This is a genomic window from Bradyrhizobium erythrophlei, assembly GCF_900129425.1.
Lineage (GTDB): Bacteria > Pseudomonadota > Alphaproteobacteria > Rhizobiales > Xanthobacteraceae > Bradyrhizobium > Bradyrhizobium erythrophlei_C.
In genome coordinates this window covers 195283-221305 of record NZ_LT670817.1, presented here as the reverse complement: position 1 = coordinate 221305, position 26023 = coordinate 195283, and the positions used below count along the sequence as shown (strand labels likewise).

At 63.6% G+C, this 26023-nt stretch carries 23 protein-coding genes; 12 read left to right on the top strand and 11 right to left on the bottom strand.

Translation table 11 applies throughout. From position 1 onward, the window contains the following. The first annotated feature begins 139 nt into the window (after window positions 1-139). Window positions 140-1936, top strand: a complete 1797-nt coding sequence (gene atzF / locus B5527_RS00980; protein ID WP_079599629.1) for an allophanate hydrolase — start codon at window positions 140-142, stop codon at window positions 1934-1936. A gap of 107 nt (window positions 1937-2043) precedes the next feature. Here the strand turns inward: atzF and B5527_RS00975 are convergent, their stop codons facing one another. The 9 genes from B5527_RS00975 to B5527_RS00935 all read right to left on the bottom strand — a co-directional run bounded on the left by B5527_RS00975 (window position 2044) and on the right by B5527_RS00935 (window position 11680). Then, window positions 2044-2781, bottom strand: coding sequence for a GntR family transcriptional regulator (locus B5527_RS00975; RefSeq protein WP_079599628.1), 738 nt, complete (start codon window positions 2779-2781; stop codon window positions 2044-2046). After that, window positions 2778-3176 carry an oxalurate catabolism protein HpxZ gene (gene hpxZ, locus B5527_RS00970; RefSeq protein WP_079599627.1) on the bottom strand — a complete coding sequence of 133 codons (399 nt, stop codon included), beginning with the start codon at window positions 3174-3176 and terminating at the stop codon, window positions 2778-2780. The genes B5527_RS00975 and hpxZ overlap by 4 nt, the downstream gene beginning before the upstream one ends. Before the next feature lies 1 nt (window position 3177). Next, the gene (locus B5527_RS00965; RefSeq protein ID WP_172842442.1) at window positions 3178-4575 is read right to left on the bottom strand and encodes an AtzE family amidohydrolase; all 1398 of its coding nucleotides are present in this window, start codon (window positions 4573-4575) and stop codon (window positions 3178-3180) included. A 7-nt stretch (window positions 4576-4582) separates the two neighbouring features. Then, complete coding sequence (locus tag B5527_RS00960) at window positions 4583-4765, bottom strand: DUF4089 domain-containing protein (RefSeq protein ID WP_079599625.1); 183 nt, start codon at window positions 4763-4765, stop codon at window positions 4583-4585. A 23-nt stretch (window positions 4766-4788) separates the two neighbouring features. Beyond that, a complete protein-coding gene (locus B5527_RS00955) occupies window positions 4789-6633 on the bottom strand; it encodes a dipeptide ABC transporter ATP-binding protein (protein ID WP_079599624.1) in 1845 nt (614 codons plus the stop codon). A 132-nt stretch (window positions 6634-6765) separates the two neighbouring features. After that, entirely contained in the window at window positions 6766-7665 is a 900-nt protein-coding gene (locus B5527_RS00950) for an ABC transporter permease (protein ID WP_079599623.1), read from the bottom strand. Window positions 7666-7674: 9 nt separating this feature from the next. Further along, window positions 7675-8688 carry an ABC transporter permease gene (locus tag B5527_RS00945; RefSeq protein ID WP_079599622.1) on the bottom strand — a complete coding sequence of 338 codons (1014 nt, stop codon included), beginning with the start codon at window positions 8686-8688 and terminating at the stop codon, window positions 7675-7677. A 134-nt stretch (window positions 8689-8822) separates the two neighbouring features. After that, entirely contained in the window at window positions 8823-10442 is a 1620-nt protein-coding gene (locus B5527_RS00940) for an ABC transporter substrate-binding protein (RefSeq protein ID WP_079599621.1), read from the bottom strand. A gap of 287 nt (window positions 10443-10729) precedes the next feature. Next, the gene (locus B5527_RS00935) at window positions 10730-11680 is read right to left on the bottom strand and encodes an aminoglycoside phosphotransferase family protein (RefSeq protein WP_079599620.1); all 951 of its coding nucleotides are present in this window, start codon (window positions 11678-11680) and stop codon (window positions 10730-10732) included. Between the two features lie 281 nt (window positions 11681-11961). Between B5527_RS00935 and dctP the strand changes: the two genes are divergently transcribed. The 10 genes from dctP to B5527_RS00880 all read left to right on the top strand — a co-directional run bounded on the left by dctP (window position 11962) and on the right by B5527_RS00880 (window position 22614). Continuing rightward, complete coding sequence (gene dctP / locus B5527_RS00930) at window positions 11962-12534, top strand: TRAP transporter substrate-binding protein DctP (protein WP_154071918.1); 573 nt, start codon at window positions 11962-11964, stop codon at window positions 12532-12534. A gap of 97 nt (window positions 12535-12631) precedes the next feature. Further along, window positions 12632-14626, top strand: coding sequence for a sensor histidine kinase (locus B5527_RS00925; RefSeq protein ID WP_079606966.1), 1995 nt, complete (start codon window positions 12632-12634; stop codon window positions 14624-14626). Then, the gene (locus B5527_RS00920; RefSeq protein ID WP_079599619.1) at window positions 14596-16341 is read left to right on the top strand and encodes an ATP-binding response regulator; all 1746 of its coding nucleotides are present in this window, start codon (window positions 14596-14598) and stop codon (window positions 16339-16341) included. Before B5527_RS00925 ends, B5527_RS00920 begins: the two co-directional genes overlap by 31 nt. Continuing rightward, window positions 16338-17081: a response regulator gene (locus B5527_RS00915; RefSeq protein ID WP_079599618.1), complete on the top strand. Its 744-nt coding sequence runs from the start codon at window positions 16338-16340 to the stop codon at window positions 17079-17081. Before B5527_RS00920 ends, B5527_RS00915 begins: the two co-directional genes overlap by 4 nt. 162 nt (window positions 17082-17243) lie before the next feature. Beyond that, the gene (locus B5527_RS00910; RefSeq protein WP_079599617.1) at window positions 17244-18197 is read left to right on the top strand and encodes an SMP-30/gluconolactonase/LRE family protein; all 954 of its coding nucleotides are present in this window, start codon (window positions 17244-17246) and stop codon (window positions 18195-18197) included. 277 nt (window positions 18198-18474) lie between these two features. Beyond that, window positions 18475-19086 (top strand): sigma-70 family RNA polymerase sigma factor, encoded by a 612-nt coding sequence (locus tag B5527_RS00905; protein ID WP_079599616.1) that lies wholly within the window; start codon window positions 18475-18477, stop codon window positions 19084-19086. A gap of 313 nt (window positions 19087-19399) precedes the next feature. Next, window positions 19400-20101, top strand: coding sequence for a cytochrome c biogenesis CcdA family protein (locus B5527_RS00900; RefSeq protein ID WP_079599615.1), 702 nt, complete (start codon window positions 19400-19402; stop codon window positions 20099-20101). Between the two features lie 40 nt (window positions 20102-20141). Next, window positions 20142-20708, top strand: a complete 567-nt coding sequence (locus B5527_RS00895; RefSeq protein ID WP_079599614.1) for a thioredoxin family protein — start codon at window positions 20142-20144, stop codon at window positions 20706-20708. A gap of 217 nt (window positions 20709-20925) precedes the next feature. Beyond that, complete coding sequence (locus tag B5527_RS00885) at window positions 20926-21519, top strand: L,D-transpeptidase (RefSeq protein WP_079599612.1); 594 nt, start codon at window positions 20926-20928, stop codon at window positions 21517-21519. A gap of 57 nt (window positions 21520-21576) precedes the next feature. Continuing rightward, entirely contained in the window at window positions 21577-22614 is a 1038-nt protein-coding gene (locus tag B5527_RS00880) for an amino acid ABC transporter substrate-binding protein (RefSeq protein ID WP_079606965.1), read from the top strand. A 102-nt stretch (window positions 22615-22716) separates the two neighbouring features. Here B5527_RS00880 and B5527_RS00875 read toward each other — a convergent pair whose 3' ends face one another. Further along, window positions 22717-23856, bottom strand: coding sequence for an acyl-CoA dehydrogenase family protein (locus B5527_RS00875; RefSeq protein WP_079599611.1), 1140 nt, complete (start codon window positions 23854-23856; stop codon window positions 22717-22719). Window positions 23857-23976: 120 nt separating this feature from the next. After that, window positions 23977-25161, bottom strand: coding sequence for an acyl-CoA dehydrogenase family protein (locus B5527_RS00870; RefSeq protein WP_079606964.1), 1185 nt, complete (start codon window positions 25159-25161; stop codon window positions 23977-23979). A gap of 159 nt (window positions 25162-25320) precedes the next feature. Here B5527_RS00870 and B5527_RS00865 point away from each other — a divergent pair, with 159 nt between their 5' ends. After that, on the top strand, window positions 25321-25866 hold the full coding sequence (locus B5527_RS00865) for a carboxymuconolactone decarboxylase family protein (RefSeq protein ID WP_079599610.1): 546 nt from the start codon (window positions 25321-25323) through the stop codon (window positions 25864-25866). Window positions 25867-26023: the final 157 nt, after the last annotated feature.

The window sequence follows — 26023 nt, the reverse complement described above, 5'->3', positions numbered from 1 at the left end:
TTTGGCTTTCCAATTCCGATGTACACAATGGCACACCGCTTGCTTCGATCCCGGTGAGATTTTCCACCTTCCGGAGTGCAATCAGCAATGGCGAACCTCGGCGCCCGCCGAATAAACTCTGTCCCGATCGGAGCCGCGCGTGACTGAGACTGTCGCAGCGATTGTCGCCGCGCATCGCGCCGGCACCGTATCGCCTTCGCAAACCGTGGCGCGTAGCTTTCAGCGGATACGGGACCATAACGACCCCGCCATCTTCATCAGCCTGCGTGACGAAAAGGAAGCGCTGGCGGAAGCGGAGGCATTGAGCGCGAAGGATGCCGCGCAGCTTCCGCTGTACGGCGTTCCCGTCGCGGCAAAAGACAATATCGACGCCATCGGACTGCCCACCACCGCGGCCTGCCCTGCCTTCGCCTATTCGCCGTCGCACGATGCGACCGCGGTGGCGCGGCTGCGCGCGGCCGGCGCCATCGTCATCGGCAAGACCAACCTCGATCAGTTCGCCACCGGTCTGGTCGGCGTGCGATCGCCCTACGGCATCCCCACCAATCCGATGCGCGCCGATTTGATTCCCGGCGGCTCAAGTTCCGGGTCGGCGGTGGCGGTGTCGGCAGGATTGGTGCCGCTGGCATTGGGCACCGATACCGCCGGCTCCGGCCGCGTGCCCGCCATGCTCAACAACATCGTCGGACTGAAACCGAGCCTCGGACTGATCTCCACCGCCGGCGTCGTGCCGGCGTGCCGGACGCTGGACTGCGTGTCGATCTTTTCGCTCACCGTTGACGACGCCATGACGGCGCTGGCGGCGATGGCCGGCCCCGACGGCGCCGATCCGTTTTCGCGCAACTGCCCGCTGGCGGAAATGGCCGCGTTTCCCTCGAAACTCAGGCTCGGCGTGCCGCGGCCCGGCCAGTTGATCTTCTTCGGCGACAAGGCCTCGGAGGCCGCTTATGGCGAGGCGCTCAAGCGCTGGACCGAGCTTGGCGCCACGCTGGTCGAGTTCGATCTCGAACCGTTCCATGAGACCGCGCGGCTGCTGTATGAAGGACCGTGGGTCGCCGAACGCTATCTGGTGATCAAGAGTCTGCTGGCGTCGTCGCCGGAGGCGATCCATCCGGTGACACGCGAGATCATCATCGCCGGCGCGCGGCTTTCCGCCGCCGACACATTCGCGGCGCTGTACCGGCTGCAGGCGCTGCGCAAGATCGCCGAGCGCGCCTTCACTGATATCGACGCGCTGGTGCTGCCGACGGCGCCGACCGTGTACTCGACAGCGCAGGTGCTGGCCAATCCGCTCGAGCTCAATTCCAGGCTCGGCACCTACACCAATTTCGTCAACCTGCTCGACCTCTGCGGCCTCGCATTGCCGGCGGCGATACGGCCGGACAATATCCCGTTCGGCATTACGCTGCTGGCGCCGGCCGGCCAGGACGCGCAGCTCGCCAGCATCGGCCGGGTCTTTCATGCCGATACGGGATTGCCGATGGGCAGCCGGTCGCTGCCGCAGCCGCGGCTTGCGGCGTTGCCGGCGCGCGCGAGCGGAGACGAGATCGCCGTCGCGGTGGTCGGCGCGCATCTGTCGGGCATGGCGCTCAACGGCGAATTGAAGGCGCTTGGCGGTCGCCTGCTGGAGTCGACCGCGACCGCGCCTGACTACAAGCTTTACGCGCTGAACACCGCACCACCAAAGCCCGGCATGCTGCGCGTGGAAGCGGGAAGCGGATCGTCGATCGAACTGGAGGTCTGGGCCCTGCCGGCGGCGGCGTTCGGAAGATTCGTTGCAGCGATACCGCCGCCGCTATCGATCGGCACCATCCGCCTCGCCGATGGCCGCGGCGTCAAAGGTTTTATCGTCGAACCCGCTGATGTCGGCAGCGCACGCGACATTTCCGCGTACGGCGGCTGGCGCGCGTTCGTTGCGGAGAGGGTGGCGGGGTGATGAGGGGCGAAGGAGTGGCGAATAGCGAATAGCGAGTAGCGAGTAGCGAGTAGCGAGTAGCGAAGAAAACTTCCCCATTCGCTATTCGCCACTCCCCATTCGCCTGCCTACACCGACACCGCGTAGATCTCGTATTCGCCGCGCACCAGTTCGATATGCGCGCGCATCGCCGTCGCCGCGCCGACGCGGTCGCCGCGCATGATCGCCACCACCACACGGTCGTGCTCGGCGTGCGATTTTGCCAAACGGCCGAGATTGCGAAACTGGGCCCGGCGAAACGGCTGCACCCGCACCCGCGTCGCCAGCGTGATTTCGGCGATATAGCCGTTCTGCGACCCGGCATAGATCGCATTGTGAAACCGCTCGTTGACTTCGTGGAACCGGTCCGGATTGCCGGCGTAACTCAGCATCCGCAGTTCCTCGTGAACCGCCTCCAGCCGGTGACGCTCGGCGGGAAGCATTCGTTCCGCGGCGAGGCCGGCGCACATCGCTTCCAGTTCGGCCATCGCCTCGAACATCCCGGTCAGCCGTTCGATCGAGGGCCGCGCCACTACCGCGCCGCGATGCGCCCGCGCATCGATCAGGCCGCTGGCCGCGAGCTGGCGCAGTGCCTCGCGCACCGGCGTGCGCGACACGTTGAAACGTTTTGCGATTTCGGTCTCGTCCAGCGCCGAACCCGGCGCCAGCGCGCCGCGCACGATGTCGTCCGCCAGTTGCAGCCGCAGTTCCTCCGCGCGCGTGACCTTGTCCGAATTGGGAGAGGCACGATCCACGCGGCGAACGACGGCGTCGGCCTCCCGGCCCGGAGGGTAAGGCGCGCTGGTCGGCAGATCGTCAAGACTCATGCCTTTTGACCCCCTGGTTCGTCGATGACGCTGACATGCGCGGCGACGATTTTCCAGCCCTCGGCGAATCGCACCCATGTCTGCATTTGCCGCCCTACGCGGCCGGGAGTGGAGTCGCGATAGAACAGCGTCGAGGCCACGGCAGTATCGCGGCCATAGCTTGTGATGACTGTCCTGGCGGTCTTACGCATCAGGCCAACAGGCGAGCGCGCGGCGCGAAACGCCATGATCGCGTCGTAGCCATAGAGATTTTCGCCGATGCCGTAGCGCAGCGTACGGGCATCCGCGTGAAACAGCGCGTCGAGGACGGCGACGTCGTTGGCCACCAGCGCCTTCTCGTAGCGCGCGAACTGCTCGGTCACCTCGGCCAGTACGTCAGGAAGATCGACCTGCATTTTACAATCCTCTCGGCCGCGGTGCGGAAACCACCCCGGTGCGTTCGAGCGCGAAAGCCACGCGTAGCGCGATGTCTTCCCGCCAGGGTGCGGCGATGATCTGCACGCCGATCGGCATCGGCTCGAGCGGAACGGGAACCGCGACCACCGGAAGCCCGATGAAGGAAATCGGCTGGGTATGGATGCCGATGTTGGCGCGCACCGGCAGTTCGACGCCGTCAAGCACGAAGGTCGTCTGCCCGAGTTTCGGCGCGACGCAGGGCGTCGCCGGCGCGATGATCACGTCGACCGACTGGAAGATTTCCAGCACCCGGGCGCGGTACCAGCGGCGGAATTTCTGTGCCCGGTCGACCAGCGCCGCCGGGATCATGGCGCCGGCCAGCAGGCGGTCGCGCACCGCCGGATCGAAATCATCAGGCCGCCTCCGCAGGCGATCGAGATGCAGCGACGCGCCTTCGGTGGTGGTGATGACATAGGCGGCGGCGCGGGCGCGCGCGGCTTCGGGGATCTCGATCGTGCGCGTGGTGCCGAGCGCGCCGGCGACGCGGGCGACAGCCTCGATTGCTTCGGGAAAAACGTTGTTCTGAAAATAGCCGCCGGCGATCGCGATCCTTAAATCCCGGATGTCCTGCGCCAGCCGCGGTATCACCGGCTCGGCCGGCCGGGTCGTGCAGGCCGCGTCGTCCGGATCGGGTCCCTGCATCGCGTCATAGGCCAGCGCGAGATCGTCGACGCTGCGCGCGAACGGACCGAGATGGTCGAAGCTGGCGACGAACGGAAACGACCTGGCGCGCGACAACCGGCCATAGGTCGGCTTCAGCCCAAAGATTCCGCAGAACGACGACGGCACGCGGATCGAGCCGTTGGTGTCCGAGCCCAGCGCCAGCGGCACCAGGCCGCCGCCGACCGCGGCGCCGGAGCCGCCCGACGAGCCGCCGGTCATCCGGGTCACGTCATGAGGATTGCGCGACGGACCATCATGCACGTTCTCGCCGGTGAAGTCGTAGGCGTATTCGCCCATATTGAGCGCGCCGACCAGCACGGCGCCGGCCGCCTCCATCCGCTCGATCAGCGTGGCGTCGCGCGACGACGGCTTGAGGTCGCGATTGATCTTTGATCCGGCCCGGGTCGGCAGGCCCTTCAGGTCGAACAGGTTTTTCACCGCGAACGGCACGCCGGCGAGCGGGCCCACATTCTGGCCGGCCGCAACAGCGCTATCGACCGCCCGCGCCTTGGCACGGGCGCGATCCGCGGTCACGTCGGTGAAGGAATTCAGGATGGGATCGTGCTTGGCGATCCGCGCCAGCGCCGCGTCGGTCACGCCAAGCGCGGACAGTTTCCCGTTCGCCACGGCGCGCGCGATTTCGGCGGCCGACAGTTCGTCGCGATCAACGGTCATGGCGATATCAGGCTGCAAAGACACTGGCCGGCTCAGCCTCGTCTGACAGTGGAAATTCATCGACCAACCGCGCTAGTCTCAGCGACACCTCCAGATTGGCCTTGACCGCCGGCTTCCAGGCCTCGTCGACCGGCAGCGCCAGCGCTTTCGAGACGGCATCGATATAATCATCAAGCGGATCAGCAACCATTGGTCTTCCATCGGTCGGCGGGGTCAGTGAACCGGCAACGGCGGATGCGGAATCGCCGTCAGCAGCTCTCTTGTATAAGCATCCTGCGGATCACCCAATACCCGCTCGGAGGGACCCTGTTCAACAATTCGTCCCGACCGCATCACAATGACACGATCGCACAGCAACCGCACCACATTCAAATCGTGCGACACGAACAGATAACTCATGCCCATCGACTTCTTCAAATCGTGCAACAGATTGAGAACGACTGCCTGCACCGAGACATCGAGCGCCGCGGTCGGCTCGTCGAGAATGACGAGCTTGGGGTGCAGCGCGATGGCGCGGGCAATGCCGACGCGCGCCTTCTGCCCGCCCGACAATTGATGCGGAAAGCGATCCAGAAGGTTGACCGGCAGGCCGACCAGCCCGGCCAATTCCTCGCAACGGGCGCGCAGGGCGTCGCGTCCCCTGATGTCCCCGAGCTGCATGATCGGATCGACGATCGCGCGCGCGGCGGTAAAGCGCGGATTGAGGCTGTCGGTCGGATCCTGGAACACCATCTGGATACTCTTGCGCGACGGCAGCCGCGCGAACGCATTGGGCAGGATGCCGCCGATCTCGTCGCCATCGAACGTGATGCGGCCCGAGGTCTGGTCCAATAGCCGCATCACCATCATCGACGTGGTGGATTTGCCGCAGCCGGATTCCCCGACCAGGCCGACGCTCTCGCCATGGCCGACGCTGAAACTGATGCCATCGACGGCACGGAATTGCTCCAGCTCGACCGGTGGCTTGCGGGAAAACAGTTTCGTCAGCGTCGCCGTGGCGCCCTGGCGCGGATATTCCTTGACGAGTTTTTCGACGAGAAGCAGGGGTTTGGGATTCTCGTCACCCCCGGGCTTCTTCTCCCTCTCCCCGCTTGCGGGGAGAGGGTCGGGGTGAGGGGCCGCCTCAGCAAGCGCAACTTGCGGAGAGTTCCCCTCACCCGACGCGCTTTGCGCGTCGACCTCTCCCCGCACGCGGGGAGAGGTGAGAGAAATCGGCGCCGGCGCCGCCGCATCCGCCTCCGGCAGCAGATCGCGCAGGGAGACGCCGAGCCGCGGCGTCGCGCGCATCAGTTTCCTGGTATAGGCGTGTTGCGGGCTGGCGAAGATATCGGCCGACAGCGCGGTTTCGACCACGCGGCCCTTCTCCATCACCACCACGCGATCGCAATAGGCGGCGGCGAGGCCGAGATCGTGGGTGATCAGGATGGTCGACATGCCTTTTCGCCTGGTCAACTCGACGATCAGGTCCATCACGGCCTTTTGCGTGGTGACGTCGAGGCCGGTGGTCGGCTCGTCCGCGATCAGAAGCTGCGGATTGCAGGCCAGCGCCAGCGCGATCACCACGCGCTGGCACATGCCGCCCGACAGCTCGAAAGGATAGGCGTGATAGCGCTCGCGCGGCCGCGCGATCTTAACCTGTTCCAGCGCCTCGATCGCCTTCTCGCCGCGATCGCCCACTGCCGACTGCTGCACGTGCTGGCGCAGCACATCCTCGATCTGGTCGCCGACCTTGCGGATCGGATTGAGCGCCGCGCGCGGATTCTGGAAGATCATCGAGATCTCGCGGCCGCGCAGGTCGCGCATCTGGTTTTCGGTCGCGGCCTTGACGTCGATGCCGGAAAACATCACCGAGCCTTCGGCGATCTTGCCGGCGCGGTCGAGGATTCGCATGACAGCGTAAGAAGTGACCGATTTGCCGGAGCCGGATTCGCCGACGATGCCGAGCGTCTCGCCCTTGGCTAGCGAGATGTTGACGTGCTGCACCGCCTTGACGATGCCGCGGCGGGTGGCGAATTCCACCGTGAGATCGTTGACGTCGAGCAGCGGCTGCGCGGTCATGTTCGGTTCCCGCCGTCATGCGCGGGCTTGACCCGCGCATCCAGCAAAATCTTTAAAGCGCTCTTCGAGCGATGGATTGCCGGGTCAAGCCCGGCAACGACAACCATATCTGGAGCTACTCCGTTCATCGCCTCACGTCCTTCGCTGCGGATCGACGATGTCGCGCAGGCCGTCACCGAGCAGGTTGAAGCAGAACACCGCGACCATCAGCGCCAGTCCCGGGAACAGCGCGATCCACCATTCGCCCGACACCATGAAGCCCGCGCCTTCCGCGACCATGATGCCCCATTCGGCGGTCGGCGGCCGCACCCCCAGACCGATGAACGAGAGTCCGGCCGCGTTGAGGATCGCATAGCCCATGGTCAGCGACATCTGCACGATCATGATCGGCATAATATTCGGCAAGATATGCACCAGCAGGATCCGAAACTCGCCGTTGCCCGACAGCCGCGCCGCCTGTACGAAGCCGGCGTCGCGCCGCACATTGGCCTCGGCGCGGGCGACGCGCGCATAAAGCGGGAAATTCACGATCGCGGTGGCGATGATGATGTTCTGCACGGTGTTGCCGAGCGCGGCCACGATCCCCATCGCCAGCACGAACAGCGGAAACGCCATGATGGTGTCGGCGACGCGTCCGACGATGCGGTCGGTCCAGCCGCCGAAATAGCCGGCCGCGATCCCGGCGAGACCGCCCATCAGGAACACCAGCACCACTGACGCCACCGCGATGAAGCTGTCGAGCCGCGTCGCCACAATAACCCGGCTGAAAATATCGCGCCCGAGCTGGTCGGTGCCGAACCAATGCGCCTCTGACGGCGGCTTCAGCGCCGCCGCGGTGTCGGACGCCAGCGGATCGTACGGCACCACGTAGGGGCCAAACAGCGCCGCGAACACGATCACGATCAGCAGCCCGAACGCAAACGCGGTGACGCGATTTTCGCCGAGCACATAGCGGGTGTGCTCGAAGATCGCGGCCAGACCTGAGGTGCGCGCGGGAGCGACGGGTTCAACGGCGGGGGCAACGGTGCTCATGCTTACCTCTCACCCTTCCAGCCTCACTCTGGGATCGATCACGCCATAGAGAATGTCGATCATCAGATTGAGCAGCACGTACATGACGGCCATGGTCAGCACGAAGCCCTGCACCGGCGCGAAGTCCGAGGAGATCAGGGCTTCCACCGCGTATGAGCCGATACCGGGCCAGGCGAATACCTTTTCGACCAGCACATTGGCGCCGAGCAGGAACGAGAACACCATGCTGAGCGTGGTGACGACCGGCAGCATGGCGTTACGGAAGGCGTAGGTGACGATCACCGTTCCAGGCGACAGGCCGCTGGCGCGCGCGGTGCGCACGAAATCCGACGACAGCACCGCCAGCATCGAGGCCCGCGTCATGCGCGCGATCGGCGCCAGCGAGAAGATCGCCAGCGTCAGCGCCGGCAGGATCAACTGGCTGAGCGCGGAACGGAAGGTCTCGAAATCGCGCGCGATCAGGGCGTCGATCAGATAGAGGCCGGTCACCGCCGGCGGCGCGCTGTAGAACACGTCGAGTCGTCCCAACGGGGCCGGCGACCATCCGAGTCTGAAATAGAAGATATAGACCAGCACCAGTCCGGTGAAGAACACCGGCAGCGACACGCCCGCGGTCGTGGTCACACGACATAGATGGTCGATCCAGGAGCCGGGGCGGGTCGCGGCGAGCACGCCGAGCGGCAATGCGATCGCGATCGAAACGACGAGGCCGAGCAGCGTCAGTTCGGCGGAGGCCGGCAGTCGATTGCGGATTTCGGTCGCCACCGGCTGGCCGGTCGTGAGCGAATTGCCGAAATCGCCATGCGCGAGATCGGCGGTGTAGCGGAAGAACTGCTCGATCAGCGGCTTGTCGAAGCCGAGCTTCTTGCGGATCTGCTCGATCGCCTCCTTGTTCGCGGCGGGTCCGGCGAAATACGCGGCGGGATCGCCGGGCAGCGCCCGGGTCAGGAGGAACGTGACGATCACGACCCCGATCAGGCTCGGGATCGCGAACATCAACCGCTTGCCGATCATGGTCAGCATGGCGCGCCCGCGCGCCGTGCGAATGGCGAATAGCGTGACCGCGCGAATGGCGAATGGCGAATAGCGAATAGATCATCGTGGCTGCTTTCTCTCACTATTCGGCACTCCCTATTCGCCATTCGCCACTCGCCCACTTAACCCTTCACCAGCGCGCGATAATCGAGCCGGCGGTGGAACCAGTATTGATAGCCGGAGACGTTCTTCTGCATCGCGACGTTGACGAAGGGCTGATACAGCGGAATGCGCGGAATATCCTTGAAGGCGAGGTCGACGAAACCCTTCACGTCGCCATCGTAGGCCGGCATATCGCCGGTCGCGGCCGCGGTGCGCGCGCCGTCGATCAGTCTGTCCATCTCCGGCGACTTGTAGCTCATCGTGTTGAAGACGGAATTGTTGCCGTGATAGCACCAGTAGAAGAAGTATTCGGGATAATCGAGCCAGCCCGAGAACACGTTGGTGTAGAGCGGCATTTCCTTCTTGTTCAATTCGGTGCGCCAGTTGGCGCCGGGCACCTTGTTGATGGTGGTCTTGATGCCGATCTGCGCCAGGCTTTCCTGGGTCAGCACGCAGAGCGGCTCGTTGATGCCGGCGAAATTGAGGTCGAATGACAGCGTGGTCTCGAAGCCGTTCGGATAGCCGCCTTCCGCGAGCAGCGCCTTGGCTTTGTCGATGTCGGTGAAATATTTGGTCGGCTGCGGCCACGCCACCTCCGTCGCCTTGCTGGCGGGCGCGCCGAACATCGGATTGGCGAGCCCGAACAGCACCGCGTCCATGATCTTCTGGTAGGGGATCGCGTAAGCCATCGCCTCGCGCACCTTCGGATTATCGAACGGCGGCCTGGTGACGTTCATGCCGATATACTGGATGCCGTTCGAGAACGGCAGCGACACGATGTTGAGCTTGCCGGCGGCCTTGAGTTCCTGAAAATCCTTGTTCGGCAATTCATAGGAGATGTCGGCATCGCCGCGTTCCAACAGCGCGCGGCGATTGCCGGCCTGCGGCACCGTGCGCCAGATCACGCGCTTGATCTTCGGCAAGGGGCCACCGACCCAGTCGTCATTGCGCTCCATGATCACTTCGGTGCCGGCGGTCCATTTTGTCACTTTGTAGGCGCCAGAGCCGGCGGTTTGTTGCTTGGTGTATTCGAGACCCCAGGGATCCTTCTCGCTGGCGTTCTTCTTCACCAGTTCCGAATTGACCACGCAGGGCACGATGACGGCGAGATCGGGAATCGTCAGCCGGTCTTTCCTGGCAAAGTCGACCCGCACCGTGTTGTTGTCGACCACAACGAACTGCTCCGGTTTGGTCAGCGAGCCCGCGCTCATCTGGAAGGTCGGGAATCCGCCGACGCTGACCGCGCGGTCCAGCGACCACTTGACGTCCTTGGCCGTCACCGGCGTGCCGTCGTGAAATTTTGCGTTCTTCTTCAGTTTGAACGTCACCGACATGTCGCCGACATTCATGTCTTCGGCGAGTTCGGGCTTGAACTTGTCGCGGTCGTAATACGGCACGCCGCCGGGACCGCTTTTCATCTCGTGGCTGATCAGGCGGTCGTAGCAATTCCACGACACCTCGTAGCCGGGAACGTTGGTGCCGATGCCGTGGATGTCGAGATTGTTGGGGCCGCCTTCCGAGACGATCAGCAGGGTTTCCGAGCGGGCGTCGGCTTTGGCGGGGGACCAGATTGCGGGCGCGGGCACCATGGCGCCGGCGGCGATGCCGGAGACCGATTTCAGGAAATCGCGGCGCTTCATGGGATGCTCCAAACGCACGGGGGAAAAGGCATTTGGAGCAGGCGTCGCAAGGTTCGTGCCAAATTTTAACGGAAGCCTAAGCATGCTTTTAAACGCCTGATTTGGCTTCGGATCCGGGCCTTGCGGCGGTGGATCGATCTCGCAGGCGCGAACTGGCATTGCATACAAAGAAACGCCTGTGCCTATTGTGAAGGCATGCGTCTTGCACTTTTTTCTTGGGCGAAGTCACCGGCCGACGGCAACAGGAACGGCTCGAACAAGCCAGCCACATCGATCCGAGCCGCGGGTCAAATCGGCCAGAGCAATCGCTCCAGTTCGAACAGGTCGCCGGCCTTCTGCTGCCAACCCTCGATGCAGATTTGACGGTTGAAATCGCTGAAGCGGTGCAGCAGGGCAAGCGCCATCAGCCGTCGCCTCAATGTCGCGGTCATATCCGACTGCGAATACCCGAACCCCTCGAAAAGGCTTCGCACCCGGCGCGGCATTCCTGCCGTCATGAAGGCGCTCGGCCCAAGCAGGTCGTATTCGCGCCAGCCCGTGAACACGTCGCCGAAGTCGACAAGTCCCGACAGCCGCCAGTCTCCGGTTTCACGGCTCAGCAGAAAGTTCTCCGGAATGTATTCACCTGTCAGGATGACCGGCGGCGCCTGCAGGGGAATATGGGCCGCCGCACCGCGGAGAAACTCGTCCAGCCCGTCCAGATATTTTCGCGGCAGCCCGAGAGGCTCATGCCTGGCGCGGCATCCCTCGATTTGCCGGAGGATGAACCGGTCCCAGCGCGGCTCGATGCTGGACAGCGCTCCAACCGGGACATGCTGTACTTCCGCAATGGTCTCCCCGATTTGGCCGAGCACGCGTTCTTTCTGATCCTCGGGCAGGGCTGGCCACGCCTGCGTGCCAAGGATGCCGTTGAGCCGCGTGATCACAAGATAGGGCCATTGGTCGCGCTCGCCTTCGAGCACGATTTCAGGAATCGGGACGCTGAGCCGGCCGCGAAGCTGCGACAGCGAACTGCGCTCGGACACGAACTGACGGCGCAGCAACGGCGGAAAAAGCTTCAGCACCAGCCGCGCGTCGAGCGCGACGACGAGATTGGTGCCGGTCGGGAACAAGTGTGGATCCCCGTGTGGCAGCCCATGAGTGCGCGCGATGTCGAGCACCGCCGGCAAGCATCGCGAGAGGTCGGCGCGCCAGGACTCGAATGCCTCGATATTTTCTACGCGCGGCAGTGAATGCATGATCGTTACGGTCTCAGGAAGCCGATTCCATGGCGTGAAGTCCGGCCGCAACTACCGGTCCGGGTTGGCCCGCTCGAACTGGCGCAGCAGCCGGTTGCCGCGCTCGACCGCGGAATCCAGCGCCGCCTGCGCGGATTTTTTGCCGCACCCCGCGCCACCGGCTGTCATCCGCAAAAACCCGAGCGCAACGCACCATTGACGCTCTCAGCGGCACGGTCAGAATAGCCCCTCCGCTAAGTTGCATTGAACCTTTTCGTCTATCCTTAGACATTATCATAGGGATGAAGCTGCCTGTGTACAGCCGCGCCGACCTTTCGCGGACCGGAGCCCTCGTTGTCGCGCTGTTGCTGACGGCGGTCTCGACGAGAGCGGTGGCGCGGGAATTTCGTGTCGCCGACACCCAGAACGAAGATGACCCGACCGTGCAGGCGCTGCGCTACATGGGAAGCCTGATCGCGGACCAGAGCGGTGGCCGTCATCAGACCGGGCTGTTTCACTCGCGCCAGCTCGGCGAGGAACAGCAAACCATCGAGCAGACCCGCGCCGGCGCGATCGACCTCAACCGCAACAACGGGGCGCTGACCGGGGCTTTCATGCCGGCGATGAACGTGCTGGCGATGCCGTTTTTGTTCCACTCCATCGAGCATCTGCAGAAGGTGCCGGACGGGCCGACCGGCAGCGCAATTCTGGACAGCTTCGAGCCTTATGGATTTATCGGCCTGGCGGCCGGCGTAATGATCGTGACCGACTTCGACAGCAAACCCTTCGAAGCCGCGATGGCCGGGATCTACGCCAAGGCTGAGCGCGATCCGGCGACCGCGGAATTGATCAAACGAATTCGCAAGGTGGCGTGAGTTGGCCCTGAATGCACCCGAGCGGGACGAAGCTGCGGAACGGCCGGCGAGCCTGGCCGCGCGCGGTCGCTCCGGCATCGTTGGGCTGGTCCGCGCGGTGCCGATCCGCTGGCGCATCCTGTCGATTGCCGCGCTGAACTCGGCGGTCGTCGTGGTGCTCGCTGCCATGATATGGAACGGCGCCCAGGTGCTCCGCTCCGCCTGGGACGACGTCCGGCAGGTGCGCGAGTCGGACAGGATCCTGGCGCTGCTGGAGAGCGAAACCGGCCGGCTGCAGAACCTGATCCATCGTTACATCAACCAGCCCAACCCCGAACTGTTCGCCGAAATATTGCTGCTGCGCGAGGCGGTGATGGGCACCCTGACCACGCGCGCCTCGACCGACCCGATGCTGTCAGGATCGGTAGAAGAACTCGAGCGCGTCACCGAGCGTTTCCTCAATGGCTTCGGCGAACTCCGCGGCGTCCAGGCCACGATTTCGAAGACCTACGAGGACGAGGTCCTGACCCCGGCCCGCGACATGGCCGGGCTGTATTCGATCATCGAGGGTGCCACCGGCCACCGCGACGCGCTGATCTGGCCGTCGCTCGGAAAATCCCGCGAGGCGTTCACCGCGATGCTGGTCGCCGCCAACGCCTATTATCTCTCGCTGGCGACGGCTTCCGCCGAGGAAGCCCGCCGCAACACCGACACGATCGAAAAATCCATCCCTGTCATGTCCGAACTCGCCGACAACGACCTGCAGCGCATGGCGCTGCAGCGATTGAACGCGCGGACCGAGGCGTTGCGCCAGGGCCTTTCGAAATTGTCGGAGCAACTGGCGAGCCGGACCGAGCTGCTGCGCAACACCATCGACGACAGCCAGGCGGAAGCCATCGGCGCCATCGACGATCTGTCGGCCAAGATGCGCCAGCGCGAGCAGAAAGCCCAGGAGACGTTCGACCGGACGCTCGCCAGCATATCCCGCAAGGTGCTGTCGATCGCGGTGATCTTTCTCGGCATCATCGTCAGCGCGGGGGTCCTGATCGCGCTCAGTATCCGGCTGCCGTTGTACCAGATCATGGCGGCGATGCAGGCGATCACGTCGGGCGATTACGACCGGCGCGTGCAGGGGACAAACGCCAGCGACGAGATCGGCGCGATGGCGCGCGCGGTCGAGGTGTTCCGCGAAAACGCCATCGCCAAGCGCGCGACCGAAGACGAGTTGCGCTCGTCCAAGGAGAAAGCCGAAAGCGCCCTGCTCGAACTCAACACCGCCCAGCAGAACCTGATCGACGCCGAACGGCTGGCGGCGCTCGGCGGACTGGTCGCCGGCGTCGCCCATGAAGTCAACAACCCGATCGGCATCAGCCTGACGGTGGCCTCCAGTTTCGCGCGCCGCGCCGAAACGTTCGAGGCCGAGCTGAAATCCGACGGCCAGCTGCGGCGCTCTCAACTCGAGGAATTCGTCCGCACCTCGCGCGACGCAGCACAGCAACTGGTAGCCAACCTGCATCGCGCCGGCGAACTGATCCAGTCCTTCAAGCAGGTCGCGGTGGACCGCTCGCATGCGGAACGCCGGCAGTTCAGCCTGAGCCAGGCGACCGACCAGATCATCGCCAGCCTGCGGCCGGTTCTGAAGCGGGCGCCGATCGCGCTCTCGGTCGACATGCCGGAGGGCCTTGTCATCGACGGCTACCCGGGGTCTTATGGGCAAATTCTGACCAATCTCTTCCTTAACGCCGCCAATCATGCGTTTGGCGACGGGCGCTCTGGGACCATCTCGATTTCAGCGCGCCCCCGCGGCCACGACGACGTCGAGATCATTTTTGCCGACAACGGGGCCGGAATGACGCCGGACGTGCAGCGGCAGGCGTTCGACCCGTTCTTTACGACCCGGCGCAACGAGGGCGGCACCGGACTTGGTCTGCATATCGCCTATAACCTCGTCACCCAGCAGTTCGGCGGCCGGATGATGCTGGATTCAAGACTGGGACAAGGCGCCACATTTCGCATTATCATGCCGAGGGCCGCCAGGGGCGGCTCCCCGGACGCAGACCTGGCAAGCAACGGGACCTTTCAATGGCCGAACAGGACGATGTCCTCCACCTGATCGACGATTCCGGAACCGCTCCGGAACTGTCGACCGGGCGCAAGTGGAAGGTCGCCGTGATCGACGACGATCAGGCGGTGCATGAAGGCACGCGGTTTGCGCTGAGCGACTACAGTCTCAATGGACAGACGCTCGAGATCCTGTCGGCCTATTCGGCGGCCGAGGGCCGGACCTTGATGGGCGCCCATCCCGACATCGCGGCCGTACTGCTCGACGTCATCATGGAAACCGACGCCGCCGGCCTCGATCTCGTCGAGTACATCCGCAACGAACTCAAGAACGAGACCGTCCGCATCATCCTGCGCACCGGGCAGCCCGGACAGGCGCCCGAGCGTCGCGTCATCGTCCAATACGACATCAACGACTACAAGGCGAAAACCGAGCTGACGGCCGACAAGCTGTTTACCTCGCTGACCGCGGCGCTGCGCAGCTATCAGCAGCTCGAGCGCATGGTGCAAACAAGGCGCGGGCTGGAAATCATCATCGACGCCGCCTCGACCCTGTACGATTTCAAATCGATGCAGCGCCTCGCCGAAGGCGTGCTGACGCAAATCGCCTCGCTGCTCAACGTCGATTGCGCCGGCATTCTGGTATTGCGCGACAGCGGCGTGATTGGCGACGACTTTTCCGTGCTGGCCGGTTCGGGCTGCTATAGCCGCTTCATCGGCGCCGCCGGATCCGAATCGCTCGACCCCGATTTACGGTCGATGGTGGAAGCCGCCTTCCGGCGGCGCAAGCATGAATTCGTCGATCAGCGCACCGTGCTCTACATTCGCACCGGCAGCGGACGGGAAGTCGTCGTGCTGCTGCAGGCGGAGCGCCAGCTGTCCGAAACCGACCGTTCGCTGGTCGAGATTTTCGGCAGCCGGCTTTCGATCGCGTTCGACAATGTGATCCTGTATCAGCAGCTTCACGAGGCCAATACCCAGCTCGAAGACCGCGTCGCCCAGCGCACCCGTGCGCTGATGCAGGCCAACCGCCGGCTGTCGGCACAATGGCTGCGGCTGCAGCGCGCCAACGGCTTCAAGAATGAAATTCTCGGCACCGTCGCCCACGATCTGAAGAATCCGCTCGGCGTCATCCTGGGCCGCACCGAGATGCTGACCGAACTGATCAGCGCGGCGGCTTCCAAGGAGAGCGTCACGGCCCAGGTGGAGCATATTCGCGACGCCACCAGGCGCCTGACCTCGATGGTCGACCATCTGATTTCGGATGCGATGGCCGATGCCTTCGACATCTCGATTCGCCGCGAACCGGTCGATGTCGCCGCGCTTGCCGGCGAAGTCGCCGACGCCAATCAACCTTTGGCCACCAACAAGCAGCAGACCATCACGGTCTCGGCGCCGCCGAATGTCGTCACGATGTGCGATGCCGACCGGATGCGGGAGGCGATCGACAATCTCGTCAGCAACGCCATCAAATACAGTCCGATCGGCGGCAAGATCGCGGTGGTGGTCAGCCACGAAGAGAATAACACCGTCATCCGCATCGCCGACGAGGGCGCGGGTCTCTCTCCGGAAGATCTCGGACGATTGTTCGGCCGCTTCCAGCGGCTTTCCGCCAAACCCACCGCCGGCGAAAGCTCGACCGGCCTGGGCTTGTCGATCGTCAAGCGCATCATCGACATGCATGGCGGCCGGGTCACCGCGGACAGCGGCGGGCCCGGCCAGGGATCGACCTTCACCGTCATTCTACCCGCGACGGAGATGTCATGAGCCAGAGCCAGCACATCATCATTGTCGACGACGAGGCGCCGGCCCGCGAGATGGTTGGGGAGTACCTCAAGATGCACGGCTTTACCGTAACGCTGTGCGAGGGCGGCAAGAGCCTGCGCGGCGCGATCGAAACCAGCGTGCCCGATCTCGTGGTGCTCGATCTGAACATGCCGGAGGAAGACGGGCTTTCCATCATCCGCGACCTGAAAAGCCGCACCAACGTTCCCGTCATCATGCTGACGGCCACCGCAAGCCCGATCGACCGCGTGGTCGGTCTCGAACTCGGGGCCGACGACTACATCGCCAAGCCCTGCGAGTTGCGCGAACTGATGGCGCGGATCCGGTCGGTGCTGCGGCGAAGCTCCCCGGCCCGGGCGCCGGCAGCCGCGCCGGAAACACCGGCGGCGAAAGCCGCGAAGGACCAGTTGGTGCGGTTCGGAACCAAATGGCTCGATCTGGAGGCGCAGGCGTTGCGCGACGACGAAGGCAACGAGCATCCGCTGACCGCGTCCGAATTCGGACTGCTCAAGGTTTTCGCAGCCAATCCGAAACGGGTGCTGTCGCGCGAGCGCCTGTTGGAATTGGCCAATGCGCGCGACAGCGAAGCCTTCGACCGCGCCGTCGATCTGCGCATCATGCGAATCCGGCGCAAGATCGAACCGGACCCGGCCAAGCCCGCGGTGATCCGCACCATCCGGGGCGGCGGCTATCTGTTCTCGCCCGTGGGCGATAAGGCCTGATTGGCCAGCGCGTCAGGTCGAGCGCAAGTCCCGCAATCGCGCGGGACACGAATGCGGCGCAATTTCAGGCAACACCGTCGTGGTCGCGGTCGACAAGCGCCCGAGGAAAACTCAGCCGTATCTATCGTCCAGCCGACCTCTATCTGAACGGTGGGTGCACGGATGCGGACGGTTACCATATCGAGCAGGGCAATCTCGTTGCTTTGTCAACTGGCCGTCGCCTTGACCGTCGTGTCGTCGGCGGTCGCGCAGGACGCCCCGTTTCAGAGCCGGCAAGTCACGCCCGCGGGCGAATACACCCATGGGATCGAAGGGCCGGCCGTCGATCAGCAGGGGAACCTGTATGTCGTCAATTTCGGCAAGCCGGGCACGATCGGAAAGCTGGCCGCCGGGGCATCGCAATCGGAATTGTTCGCGGTGCTGCCGGAGGGAAGCGTCGGAAACGCGATCCGCTTCGATCGGGAAGGACGCATGTTCGTCGCCGACTACAAGAAGCACACGATCTTTGTGGTAGGCAGGGATGGAAAAGACGTCGAAACCTACTTCCATTCGGACGACTTCAATCAGCCCAACGACATGACGGTCGCGACCGACGGCACCATCTATGCGAGCGATCCAAACTGGAAACGGCACGACGGCCAGATCTGGCGGGTGCAAAGATCGGCCGACGGTAATGTCATCGGCGAGAAGATGACCGCCGATCGCCGAATGAGCACGACCAACGGGATCGATCTCAGTCCGGACGGAAAAACCCTTTATGTCGGCGAATCCGATACCAGGGAGATCTGGTCGTACCGGATCGACGGCACGCGGCTTGTTGCCCCCAAACTCGTCAAGCGGTTCGACGATTTTGACATCGACGGCCTGCGCACCGACACCGCCGGAAATCTGTTCGCGGCGCGGATATTGAAAGGCACCATCGCGGTGCTGACCCCGGGGGGAAAACTGATCCGCGAGATTCCGCTCAACGGCAAGGAGCCGACCAACCTCGCCTTCGGCGGCAACGACGGAAAGACGGTTTTTGTCACCCAGCGACAGGGCGGGTTCGTCGAATCGTTTCGTACCGATCGCCCCGGCCGGGAATACTGCTTTTGGGCCTGTCCCGGACGCAAGTGAGCCGCAACGACCGGCCGGTGTCGTCGTACTGCCTAATCCGAACCAGATCCGGGGCGGAAGCCGCCTTCGGCCCGAATCGGTCCAAAACCGCTCCAAAACCCATCTCATTGAAATTGCTGATATTTCATTCCGAATTGTTTCATCGCTGAGACTGCGACGAAACAATTCTCCTGGGCACGAAACCATTTTCCCCTTGGCGTGCAGACGTCCCGAAACGTTCGCTCGTTAACAATTTCCCCAACAAAGCGCCGCCAAAGCGGTGACAGGGGAGCTAGTCATGCAGAATGTGATCGCAATCAATGCCGCAGCCCGCCAGGGCATCATGGCCGCGCAGGCGACCTCGGATGAAATGCTGTTGGAAAGCATTGCGGATGGCGGCCGGACCGCGATGCACATCCTTTATTCCCGCCACAACGTGCGGGTTTACCGCTTCATCCTTCGTATCGTGAGGGACGCCACCATGGCGGAAGACCTCGCCAGCCAGGTTTTCCTCGATGTCTGGCGCACCGCGAGCCAGTTCGAAGGGCGCTCGCAGGTTTCAACCTGGCTGCTGTCGATCGCCCGCTTCAAGGCGCTGACGGCGCTGCGGCAGCGCCGGCACGAGGACATCGACCAGGACGACATGCTGGAAATCGCCGACGAGGCCGATACGCCGGAAGCATCATTGGACCGCAGCACGACCAGCGCCATCCTGCGCGCCTGCGTCGCCAAGCTGTCGCCGGCGCACCGCGAGATCATCAACCTGGTCTACTACCACGAGAAATCGGTGGAAGAAGTCGGCGCGATCATCGGCATCCCCCAGAGCACGGTGAAGACACGGATGTTCTATGCCCGCAAGCAACTCGCCGACCTGCTCAGGGGGGCCGGGCTCGATAGCCTGGCGGCGTGAGGCCCGCGGTCCGACGAAACAAATGAAACAATAGACGACGTCACCGGGAAAAACTCCGCTGCTACACCAACAACCGAAACCGCCGACATATCATCTTCGAACCTCCGAAATGTCTCCGACGACCCGGACGGGATGCCCCCCTCCGGGTCGCTCTGTATTTGGAGCCCTTCGGCCGTGAAACTCCTGCCCTCAGCGCGGGGGCTCACGAATACGTGACGCGATCAGGGTAACGCCAGGCCCCGGCATCCCGAAGAACCTGTCGAACTCGCGTGCGGCCGCATGGCCCGCCCGGAGCGTTCGATGGGTCCTGCTGATGTTCAACCTTTTTCTTGCCCTGCTCGCCGGCGTCGTCACCGTCGCCGCCCCCTGCACTCTGCCAATGCTGCCGATCCTGCTCGGCGCATCGGCCGGCCAGACCGGTAAGGCGCGACCCGCATTGATCGCACTAGGCTTTGTCGTTTCGTTCTCCGCCGCTGCATTGTTGCTGAGCGCAGCCACTCGCATCTTCGATTTCGACCCCAATAGCCTGCGAACCAGCGCGGTCATCCTGCTGCTCGTGTTTGGACTATTGATGATTTGGCCTCGGCCGTTCGAGTGGTTGTCGATTCAGGCTGCTAGGCTCATGAACGGCCATTCGGCCGGTAGCCACGCGGTCCGCCAAGGCAATATCGGCGGCTTCATACTCGGCACCACGCTCGGCCTGGTCTGGACGCCGTGCGCGGGTCCCGTGCTCGGTTCGATTCTCACCATCGTCGCCACCTCCAGCGATACCGCCTGGGCGAGCCTGTTGCTGGTGGTCTACGCGATCGGTGCGGCGATCCCGATGCTCGCGATCGCCTATGGCGGCCAGGCCGTGACGACCCGCGTGCGCAGCATCGCGCGAATTTCCCCTCGGCTGCAGCAGGGGTTCGGCGTGGTCGTGATCGCCTTCGCGGTCGCATCGTATTTTCAATACGACACGCTGATCGTCGCGTGGCTGACGAGATTTTATCCGAGCGGCCAGATTGGCCTCTAGTCAATCAATCCCCAGGAAATCCCAAAGAATGGAGCCACCCATGACGATACGATCGCTTGCCGCCTCCGCTTCGACGATTGCGCTGTGCCTGATCGGTGCCCCCGGCGCCGGCATCGCCGGCGAGACCGCGCGCAACCTCGCCGCGCCGCTCGCGGTCGCCGAAGCGCAGCGCACCGCGCCCAATTTCGCCGGCATCAGCAACTGGTTCAATTCCGCCCCGCTCAATATCGCGAACCTGCGCGGCAAGGTGGTGCTGGTGGATTTCTGGACATATGGCTGCGTCAACTGCGTCAACACCCTGCCCCATGTCACCCAGCTATATGCGAAATACCGGGATCGCGGCCTGGTCGTGGTCGGCATTCACACCCCGGAATTTCCGTTCGAGCGATCCGCCTCCAACGTGCAGGCGGCGCTGAAACGCCACGGCATCAGCTACCCGGTCGCGCAAGACAACGACTCGCAGACCTGGAACGCCTATCGCAATCAATATTGGCCGGCGCAGTACATCATCGACCAGAGCGGAAAGATCGTATTCCAGCATGATGGTGAAGGCCAATACGAGGAGATGGACCGCACCATCGCCCGCCTGCTCAACGCCTCGAGCTGAGCCATCCTGGGAACGGAAGCTACCTTCGTTTTCCCGCATCGCCGGTCCATGGTTTCATCGCGGCAACTGCAACCGACGAAAATCGAAACAATCCAGCGAGATAGCTGGATTGCTTGCCATTGGCCGATCCCTGCGCTTTGATGGTTCCCGTGATTTGGCGAACGGTGATCCACGCCCGGCAACATTCGTTGACCGCGTCCAACGAGGAGAGCTATGGATGACGAAGTTTCGGCACCTGATCTGGATGGCGATTGCGACGGCCGGCCTGATGCTTTCGGCCTCGCAGAGCTTTGCGCAGCAGCCCGATGTCGGCGACCAGCCGGGCCTGCTGCCGGATGATTCCGTGGAGTTGGACCCCGAATACCGGAAGCAGATGGTGTTCTACCGGACCACCGAAGCGCCCGGCACCATCATCATCTCGACCGCGGAGCGCCATCTCTATTTGATCCAGGGCAATGGCCGCGCGCTTCGCTATGGCATCGGCGTCGGCCGCGACGGATTCCAGTGGCAGGGTCTGCTGAACATTACGCGCAAGGCCGAATGGCCCGACTGGACGCCGCCGCCGGAAATGATCGCGCGCCAGCCCTACCTGCCGCGCTTCATGGCTGGCGGTCCCGGCAACCCGCTCGGCGCCCGCGCGATGTATCTGGGGACCACCGTCTACCGCATCCACGGCACTAACCGGCCCGATACGATCGGCACCAAAGTCTCCTCCGGCTGCTTCCGGCTGGTCAATGCCGACGTGACCGACCTCTATGAACGGGTGCCTGTCGGCACCAAGGTGATCGTACGGCAGAAGCCGGAATTGTAACCGCGGCGCTGCGTTTTCATAACCAACTTATTTTCCTGAAATGGCGAGAAAAACATGATGCGGACATTCCGTGGCGGGCTCCTGATCGGGCTGGCGGTCGCAGTCGCGGTCGCGGCGATCGCGATCACCTACGAGCGCTACGACACGCGAACCCTGAAACGGACGATCCGGCGCGGCGAGGTGCTGTGCGGGGTCAATACCGGCCTGCCGGGCTTCTCGATCCCCGACGACAAGGGCAACTGGACCGGCTTCGACGTGGACTTCTGCCGCGCGGTCGCGGCCGCCATCTTTGACGATCCGAACAAGGCGAAGTTCATTCCGCTCGACGCCAGCGAGCGGTTCAAGGAACTGCAGAACCGAAAAGTCGACATTCTCTCGCGCAACTCGACCTGGAGCATGTCGCGCGAGACTTCTTATGATCTGTATTTTCCGGCGGTGGCTTATTATGACGGCGAAGGATTTATGGTGCCGAGGGCGCGAAACATCGATTCCGCGCTGGCGCTCGACGGCAGCAAGGTCTGCGTGCAATCGGGAACCACCACGCAGCTCAACCTTGCCGACTATTTCCGCGCCAACAACATGAAATACCAGGAGATGAAATTCGGCAAACTGGAGGATGTCATCAAGGCCTATGATTCCGGCCAGTGCGACACCTTCACCGCCGACGTCTCCCAGCTTTACGCGCTGCGGCTGAACCTCGGCAAACCGAACGACCACGTCATCCTGCCCGACATCATTTCAAAGGAACCGCTGGCGCCTGTGGTGCGGGAGCGCGACGACGACTGGATGCTGATCGTGAAATGGACGCTGTACGCCATGATCAACGCCGAAGAACTCGGTATCACCTCCAAGAACATCGACGAGGCGATGAAGTCGAAGAAGCCCGACGTGATGCGGCTGGTCGGCACCGAAGGCACTTACGGCGAGGAGCTTGGACTGACCAAGGACTGGGCCGCGCGCATCATCCGGCACGTCGGCAATTACGGCGAAGTCTACGAGCGCAATGTCGGCTCGGGATCCAAGCTCGACATTCCCCGCGGCCTCAACCAACTCTGGAGCGCCGGCGGGATCCAGTACGCGCCGCCGATCAGGTGACGGCCGTCAGGCCGTCATTCCGGGGCGCGCGTAAGCGCGAACCCGGAACCTCGAGATTCCGGGTCTGGTCCTTCGGACCATCCCGGAATGACAGTTTATCCCTCAATACCTCTTCATCCGCGCCAGTTGATCCGCGTGAAAATTGCTGTCGCCGAACAATTCCTGGCAGACCCGTGCGCGCTTCATGAAGAAACCGATGTCGAACTGGTCGGTCATGCCCATGCCGCCATGCATCTGCACGCCTTCCTGGACCGCAAGCGTCGCGGTCGAGCCCGCGCGCGCTTTTGCCACGGCTACGGCCGCGCCCGCGTTATCAAAATTCGCATCGAGCATCTGCAGCGCCTTCAATACCGCAGCGCGGGTGATCTCGATCTCGATATAGAGCTGCGCGGCGCGGTGCTGCAGCGCCTGGAATTCGCCGATCAGCTTGCCGAACTGCTTGCGCTCCCTGAGATAGCCGACGGTGCGGCCGAACACTTCCTCGCTGAGCCCGACCATTTCGGAGGCCACCGCGCCGCGACCGATATTGAGCACGCCTTCCAGCAAGGCACCGCCCTGATCGACCTCGCCAAGCACGCCGTCGGCATCGACCTCGACATTGTCAAACCTGATCCGCGCCGCGTTGTGCGAATCGACCATCGCGGTGCGCTCGGTCTCGACGCCCTTGGCTTTGGGATCGACCAGGAACAGCGTCAGTCCGTCGCGTTCGCCCGCTGCGCCGGCGGTGCGGGCCGCGACGATCAAGAGGTCCGCGGTGTGGCCGTCGATCACGAAGGCCTTGTCGCCCTGAAGCCTGAAACCGTTGCCGGAACGCACCGCCTGCATGTTGGTTTGCAGCGGCCGATGTTTCGTCCCCTCGTCGATGGCCAGTGCTGCCAGCAGCGAGCCATCCGAAATCCTGGGCAGATGCTCGGATTTCTGCGCGGCGCTGCCGCCGCGCGACAGCGCAGAAGCCGCGAGCACCGCGGTCGCCAGGAACGGCGACGGCATCAGGGTGCGGCCGATTTCCTCCATCACCACCCCGGCCTCGACGCAACCAAGCCCGCTGCCGCCGAAATCCTCAGGCACCAGCAGGCCGGAAAATCCCATCTCGGCGAACGCCCGCCACAGGTCGCGCGAAAATCCGGTGGCGTCCTTGCTATCGCGCAATTGCCGCAGATGCGACACCGGTGCCTTGTCGCTGATGAGACCGCGCGCGCTGTCGCGCAGCATCGACTGTTCTTCGGTTAGGACGAGGGCCATGGAGGGATTCCGGGTTAGAAGTTTTTAGGATTGTCATTCCGGGATGGTCCGAAGGACCAGACCCGGAATCTCGAGATTCCGGGTTCGACGCTTCGCGTCGCCCCGGAATGACGTATAGGGTCACGCCCCCGGCAAATCCAAAATCCGTTTGGCCACGATGCCGAGCATCACCTCTGAGGTGCCGCCCTCGATCGAGTTGGCCTTGGTGCGCAGCCAGGCGCGCGGCCGGGCGCCGCCTTTGGAGCGCTCGCTTTCCCATTCCAGCGCATCGACGCCGCCCGCCGACATCAGGATTTCGTAGCGGCGCTTGTTGAGTTCGGTGCCGTAATATTTCATCGCCGAGGAAACCGCCGGATGCGCCTGACCGGCTTTCGCCAGATCGACCGCGCGCTCGGCGGCGCAGGCCAGCGCCGCCTCGTCGATCTCGAAGGTCGCAATTTGCCCGCGCAGCATCGGGTCTTCCAGGCGGCCCTGCTCGTCGGTGCCCACCGAATCCGCGGCGACCTGCCCGAGCGGCCGGCCGACGCCGCGCTCGCCCATGCCCGAGATCATCGCGCGTTCGTGCTGCAGCAGATATTTGGCGACGTCCCAGCCGCGATTGACGGTGCCGACCACGTTGGCCTTGGGTACCCGGACGTCGTCGAAGAAGGTCTCGCAGAAGGGCGAGCGGCCGGAGATCAGCAGGATCGGCTTGGTCGAGACGCCCTTCGAGGCCATGTCGAACAGAATAAAACTGATGCCGTCATGCTTTTTGGCGGTCGCATCGCTGCGCACCAGGCAGAAAATCCAATCCGCGTAATTGGCGTAGGAGGTCCAGATCTTCTGACCATTGATGATGAAATCGTCGCCGTCGCTCTCGGCGCGGGTCTGCAGCGAGGCGAGGTCCGAGCCGGCGTTAGGCTCGGAATAGCCCTGGCACCAGCGGATCAGCCCTGCCGCGATCTTCGGCAGGTGTTCCTTCTTCTGCGCGTCGGTGCCGTATTTCAGCAACGCCGGCCCGAGCATGGAGATGCCGAACGACACCAGCGGCTGGCGCGCGCCCATCGCTGCCATCTCCTGGCGCAAGATTTTTGTCTGTTCCGGATCGAGGCCTCCCCCACCATATTCCTTCGGCCAGTGCGGCACGGTCCAGCCCTTGTCGCGCATCCGCTCGAACCAGACGCGCTGCGGCTCGGAGGAGAATTTGGTGTTGCGGCCGCCCCAGAACGTATCTTCCTCCGACGTCATCGGCCGCCGCATCTCCGGCGGACAATTGGCATCGAGCCAGGCGCGGGTTTCGCGGCGAAAACTTTCCAGATCGGACATGGCGGCGTTTCCATTTTGCGATGTTGGATTGACCTTAGTCATCGCCTTGCGGAATTCAATATGTCTCTAGTCCGCGCCAAGCAGCCGGGATGTAGTCATGACGCCCGATCGGGTGTATTCGCAAAGCCGAGAACGACTGAAAAACAAGAGGAAACCCACATGCGGCTGAAGTTGCTTTCGCCTGGCGAAATGAGCGAGGACCAGAAACAGACCTACGACGAATCGATCGCCGGCAAGCGCGGCAAGCCGCCGCCGCCGATGATGGCCTGGCTCAACAGCCCGGAAATGGCGCGGCACGCCACGCGGCTGGGCGGCTTCCTGCGGTTCGATACGCTGTTTCCGGCGAAACTGTCGGAGATCGCGATCCTGGTCACCGCGCGGCACTGGACCTCGCACTACGAATGGTACGCCCACAAGCGGCTGGCGCTTGCGGGCGGCATGGATCCGGCCCTCATCGACGCCATCAGGGATCGCCGCACGCCGCATTTCGACGACCCGAAGGGCCAGATGATCTACGACGTCTCGAGATCGCTGCACGAAGGCCACGGCGTTTCCAAAGGCTTGTACGACGAGGCCGTCAAGATGCTCACCGAGCGCGGACTGGTCGAAATCATCGGACTGTGCGGCTATTACACGATGGTCTCGATGACGCTGAATACGTTCGAGTTCGATCTGCCGGAGGGACAGGTTTCCGAATTAGCGTGAAAAGCTCCCTCTCCCCGCCCTTCGCGCGGACGGGATTGGGGTGAGGGGCTTTCTCCCCATATTAGGACTCGCGGAGAGTCCCCCTCACCCGGATTTTTCGCTACGCTAAAAATCCGACCTCTCCCCGCAGGCGGGGCGAGGTAAAGATCTCGACGGA

What these genes read in the sequence shown, in the direction of transcription:
- B5527_RS00895 (WP_079599614.1), top strand. Translation starts at nt 20,142, where the DNA reads ATGACGATACGATCGCTTGCCGCCTCCGCTTCGACGATTGCGCTGTGC.
- B5527_RS00870 (WP_079606964.1), bottom strand. Translation starts at nt 25,161, where the DNA reads ATGTCCGATCTGGAAAGTTTTCGCCGCGAAACCCGCGCCTGGCTCGAT.
- B5527_RS00900 (WP_079599615.1), top strand. Translation starts at nt 19,400, where the DNA reads ATGTTCAACCTTTTTCTTGCCCTGCTCGCCGGCGTCGTCACCGTCGCC.
- B5527_RS00885 (WP_079599612.1), top strand. Translation starts at nt 20,926, where the DNA reads ATGACGAAGTTTCGGCACCTGATCTGGATGGCGATTGCGACGGCCGGC.
- B5527_RS00965 (WP_172842442.1), bottom strand. Translation starts at nt 4,575, where the DNA reads ATGACCGTTGATCGCGACGAACTGTCGGCCGCCGAAATCGCGCGCGCC.
- B5527_RS00960 (WP_079599625.1), bottom strand. Translation starts at nt 4,765, where the DNA reads ATGGTTGCTGATCCGCTTGATGATTATATCGATGCCGTCTCGAAAGCG.
- B5527_RS00950 (WP_079599623.1), bottom strand. Translation starts at nt 7,665, where the DNA reads ATGAGCACCGTTGCCCCCGCCGTTGAACCCGTCGCTCCCGCGCGCACC.
- B5527_RS00905 (WP_079599616.1), top strand. Translation starts at nt 18,475, where the DNA reads ATGCAGAATGTGATCGCAATCAATGCCGCAGCCCGCCAGGGCATCATG.
- dctP (WP_154071918.1), top strand. Translation starts at nt 11,962, where the DNA reads ATGAAGCTGCCTGTGTACAGCCGCGCCGACCTTTCGCGGACCGGAGCC.
- B5527_RS00915 (WP_079599618.1), top strand. Translation starts at nt 16,338, where the DNA reads ATGAGCCAGAGCCAGCACATCATCATTGTCGACGACGAGGCGCCGGCC.
- B5527_RS00920 (WP_079599619.1), top strand. Translation starts at nt 14,596, where the DNA reads ATGGCCGAACAGGACGATGTCCTCCACCTGATCGACGATTCCGGAACC.
- B5527_RS00880 (WP_079606965.1), top strand. Translation starts at nt 21,577, where the DNA reads ATGCGGACATTCCGTGGCGGGCTCCTGATCGGGCTGGCGGTCGCAGTC.
- B5527_RS00955 (WP_079599624.1), bottom strand. Translation starts at nt 6,633, where the DNA reads ATGACCGCGCAGCCGCTGCTCGACGTCAACGATCTCACGGTGGAATTC.
- B5527_RS00940 (WP_079599621.1), bottom strand. Translation starts at nt 10,442, where the DNA reads ATGAAGCGCCGCGATTTCCTGAAATCGGTCTCCGGCATCGCCGCCGGC.
- B5527_RS00975 (WP_079599628.1), bottom strand. Translation starts at nt 2,781, where the DNA reads ATGAGTCTTGACGATCTGCCGACCAGCGCGCCTTACCCTCCGGGCCGG.
- B5527_RS00875 (WP_079599611.1), bottom strand. Translation starts at nt 23,856, where the DNA reads ATGGCCCTCGTCCTAACCGAAGAACAGTCGATGCTGCGCGACAGCGCG.
- B5527_RS00945 (WP_079599622.1), bottom strand. Translation starts at nt 8,688, where the DNA reads ATGCTGACCATGATCGGCAAGCGGTTGATGTTCGCGATCCCGAGCCTG.
- hpxZ (WP_079599627.1), bottom strand. Translation starts at nt 3,176, where the DNA reads ATGCAGGTCGATCTTCCTGACGTACTGGCCGAGGTGACCGAGCAGTTC.
- B5527_RS00935 (WP_079599620.1), bottom strand. Translation starts at nt 11,680, where the DNA reads ATGCATTCACTGCCGCGCGTAGAAAATATCGAGGCATTCGAGTCCTGG.
- B5527_RS00865 (WP_079599610.1), top strand. Translation starts at nt 25,321, where the DNA reads ATGCGGCTGAAGTTGCTTTCGCCTGGCGAAATGAGCGAGGACCAGAAA.
- B5527_RS00910 (WP_079599617.1), top strand. Translation starts at nt 17,244, where the DNA reads ATGCGGACGGTTACCATATCGAGCAGGGCAATCTCGTTGCTTTGTCAA.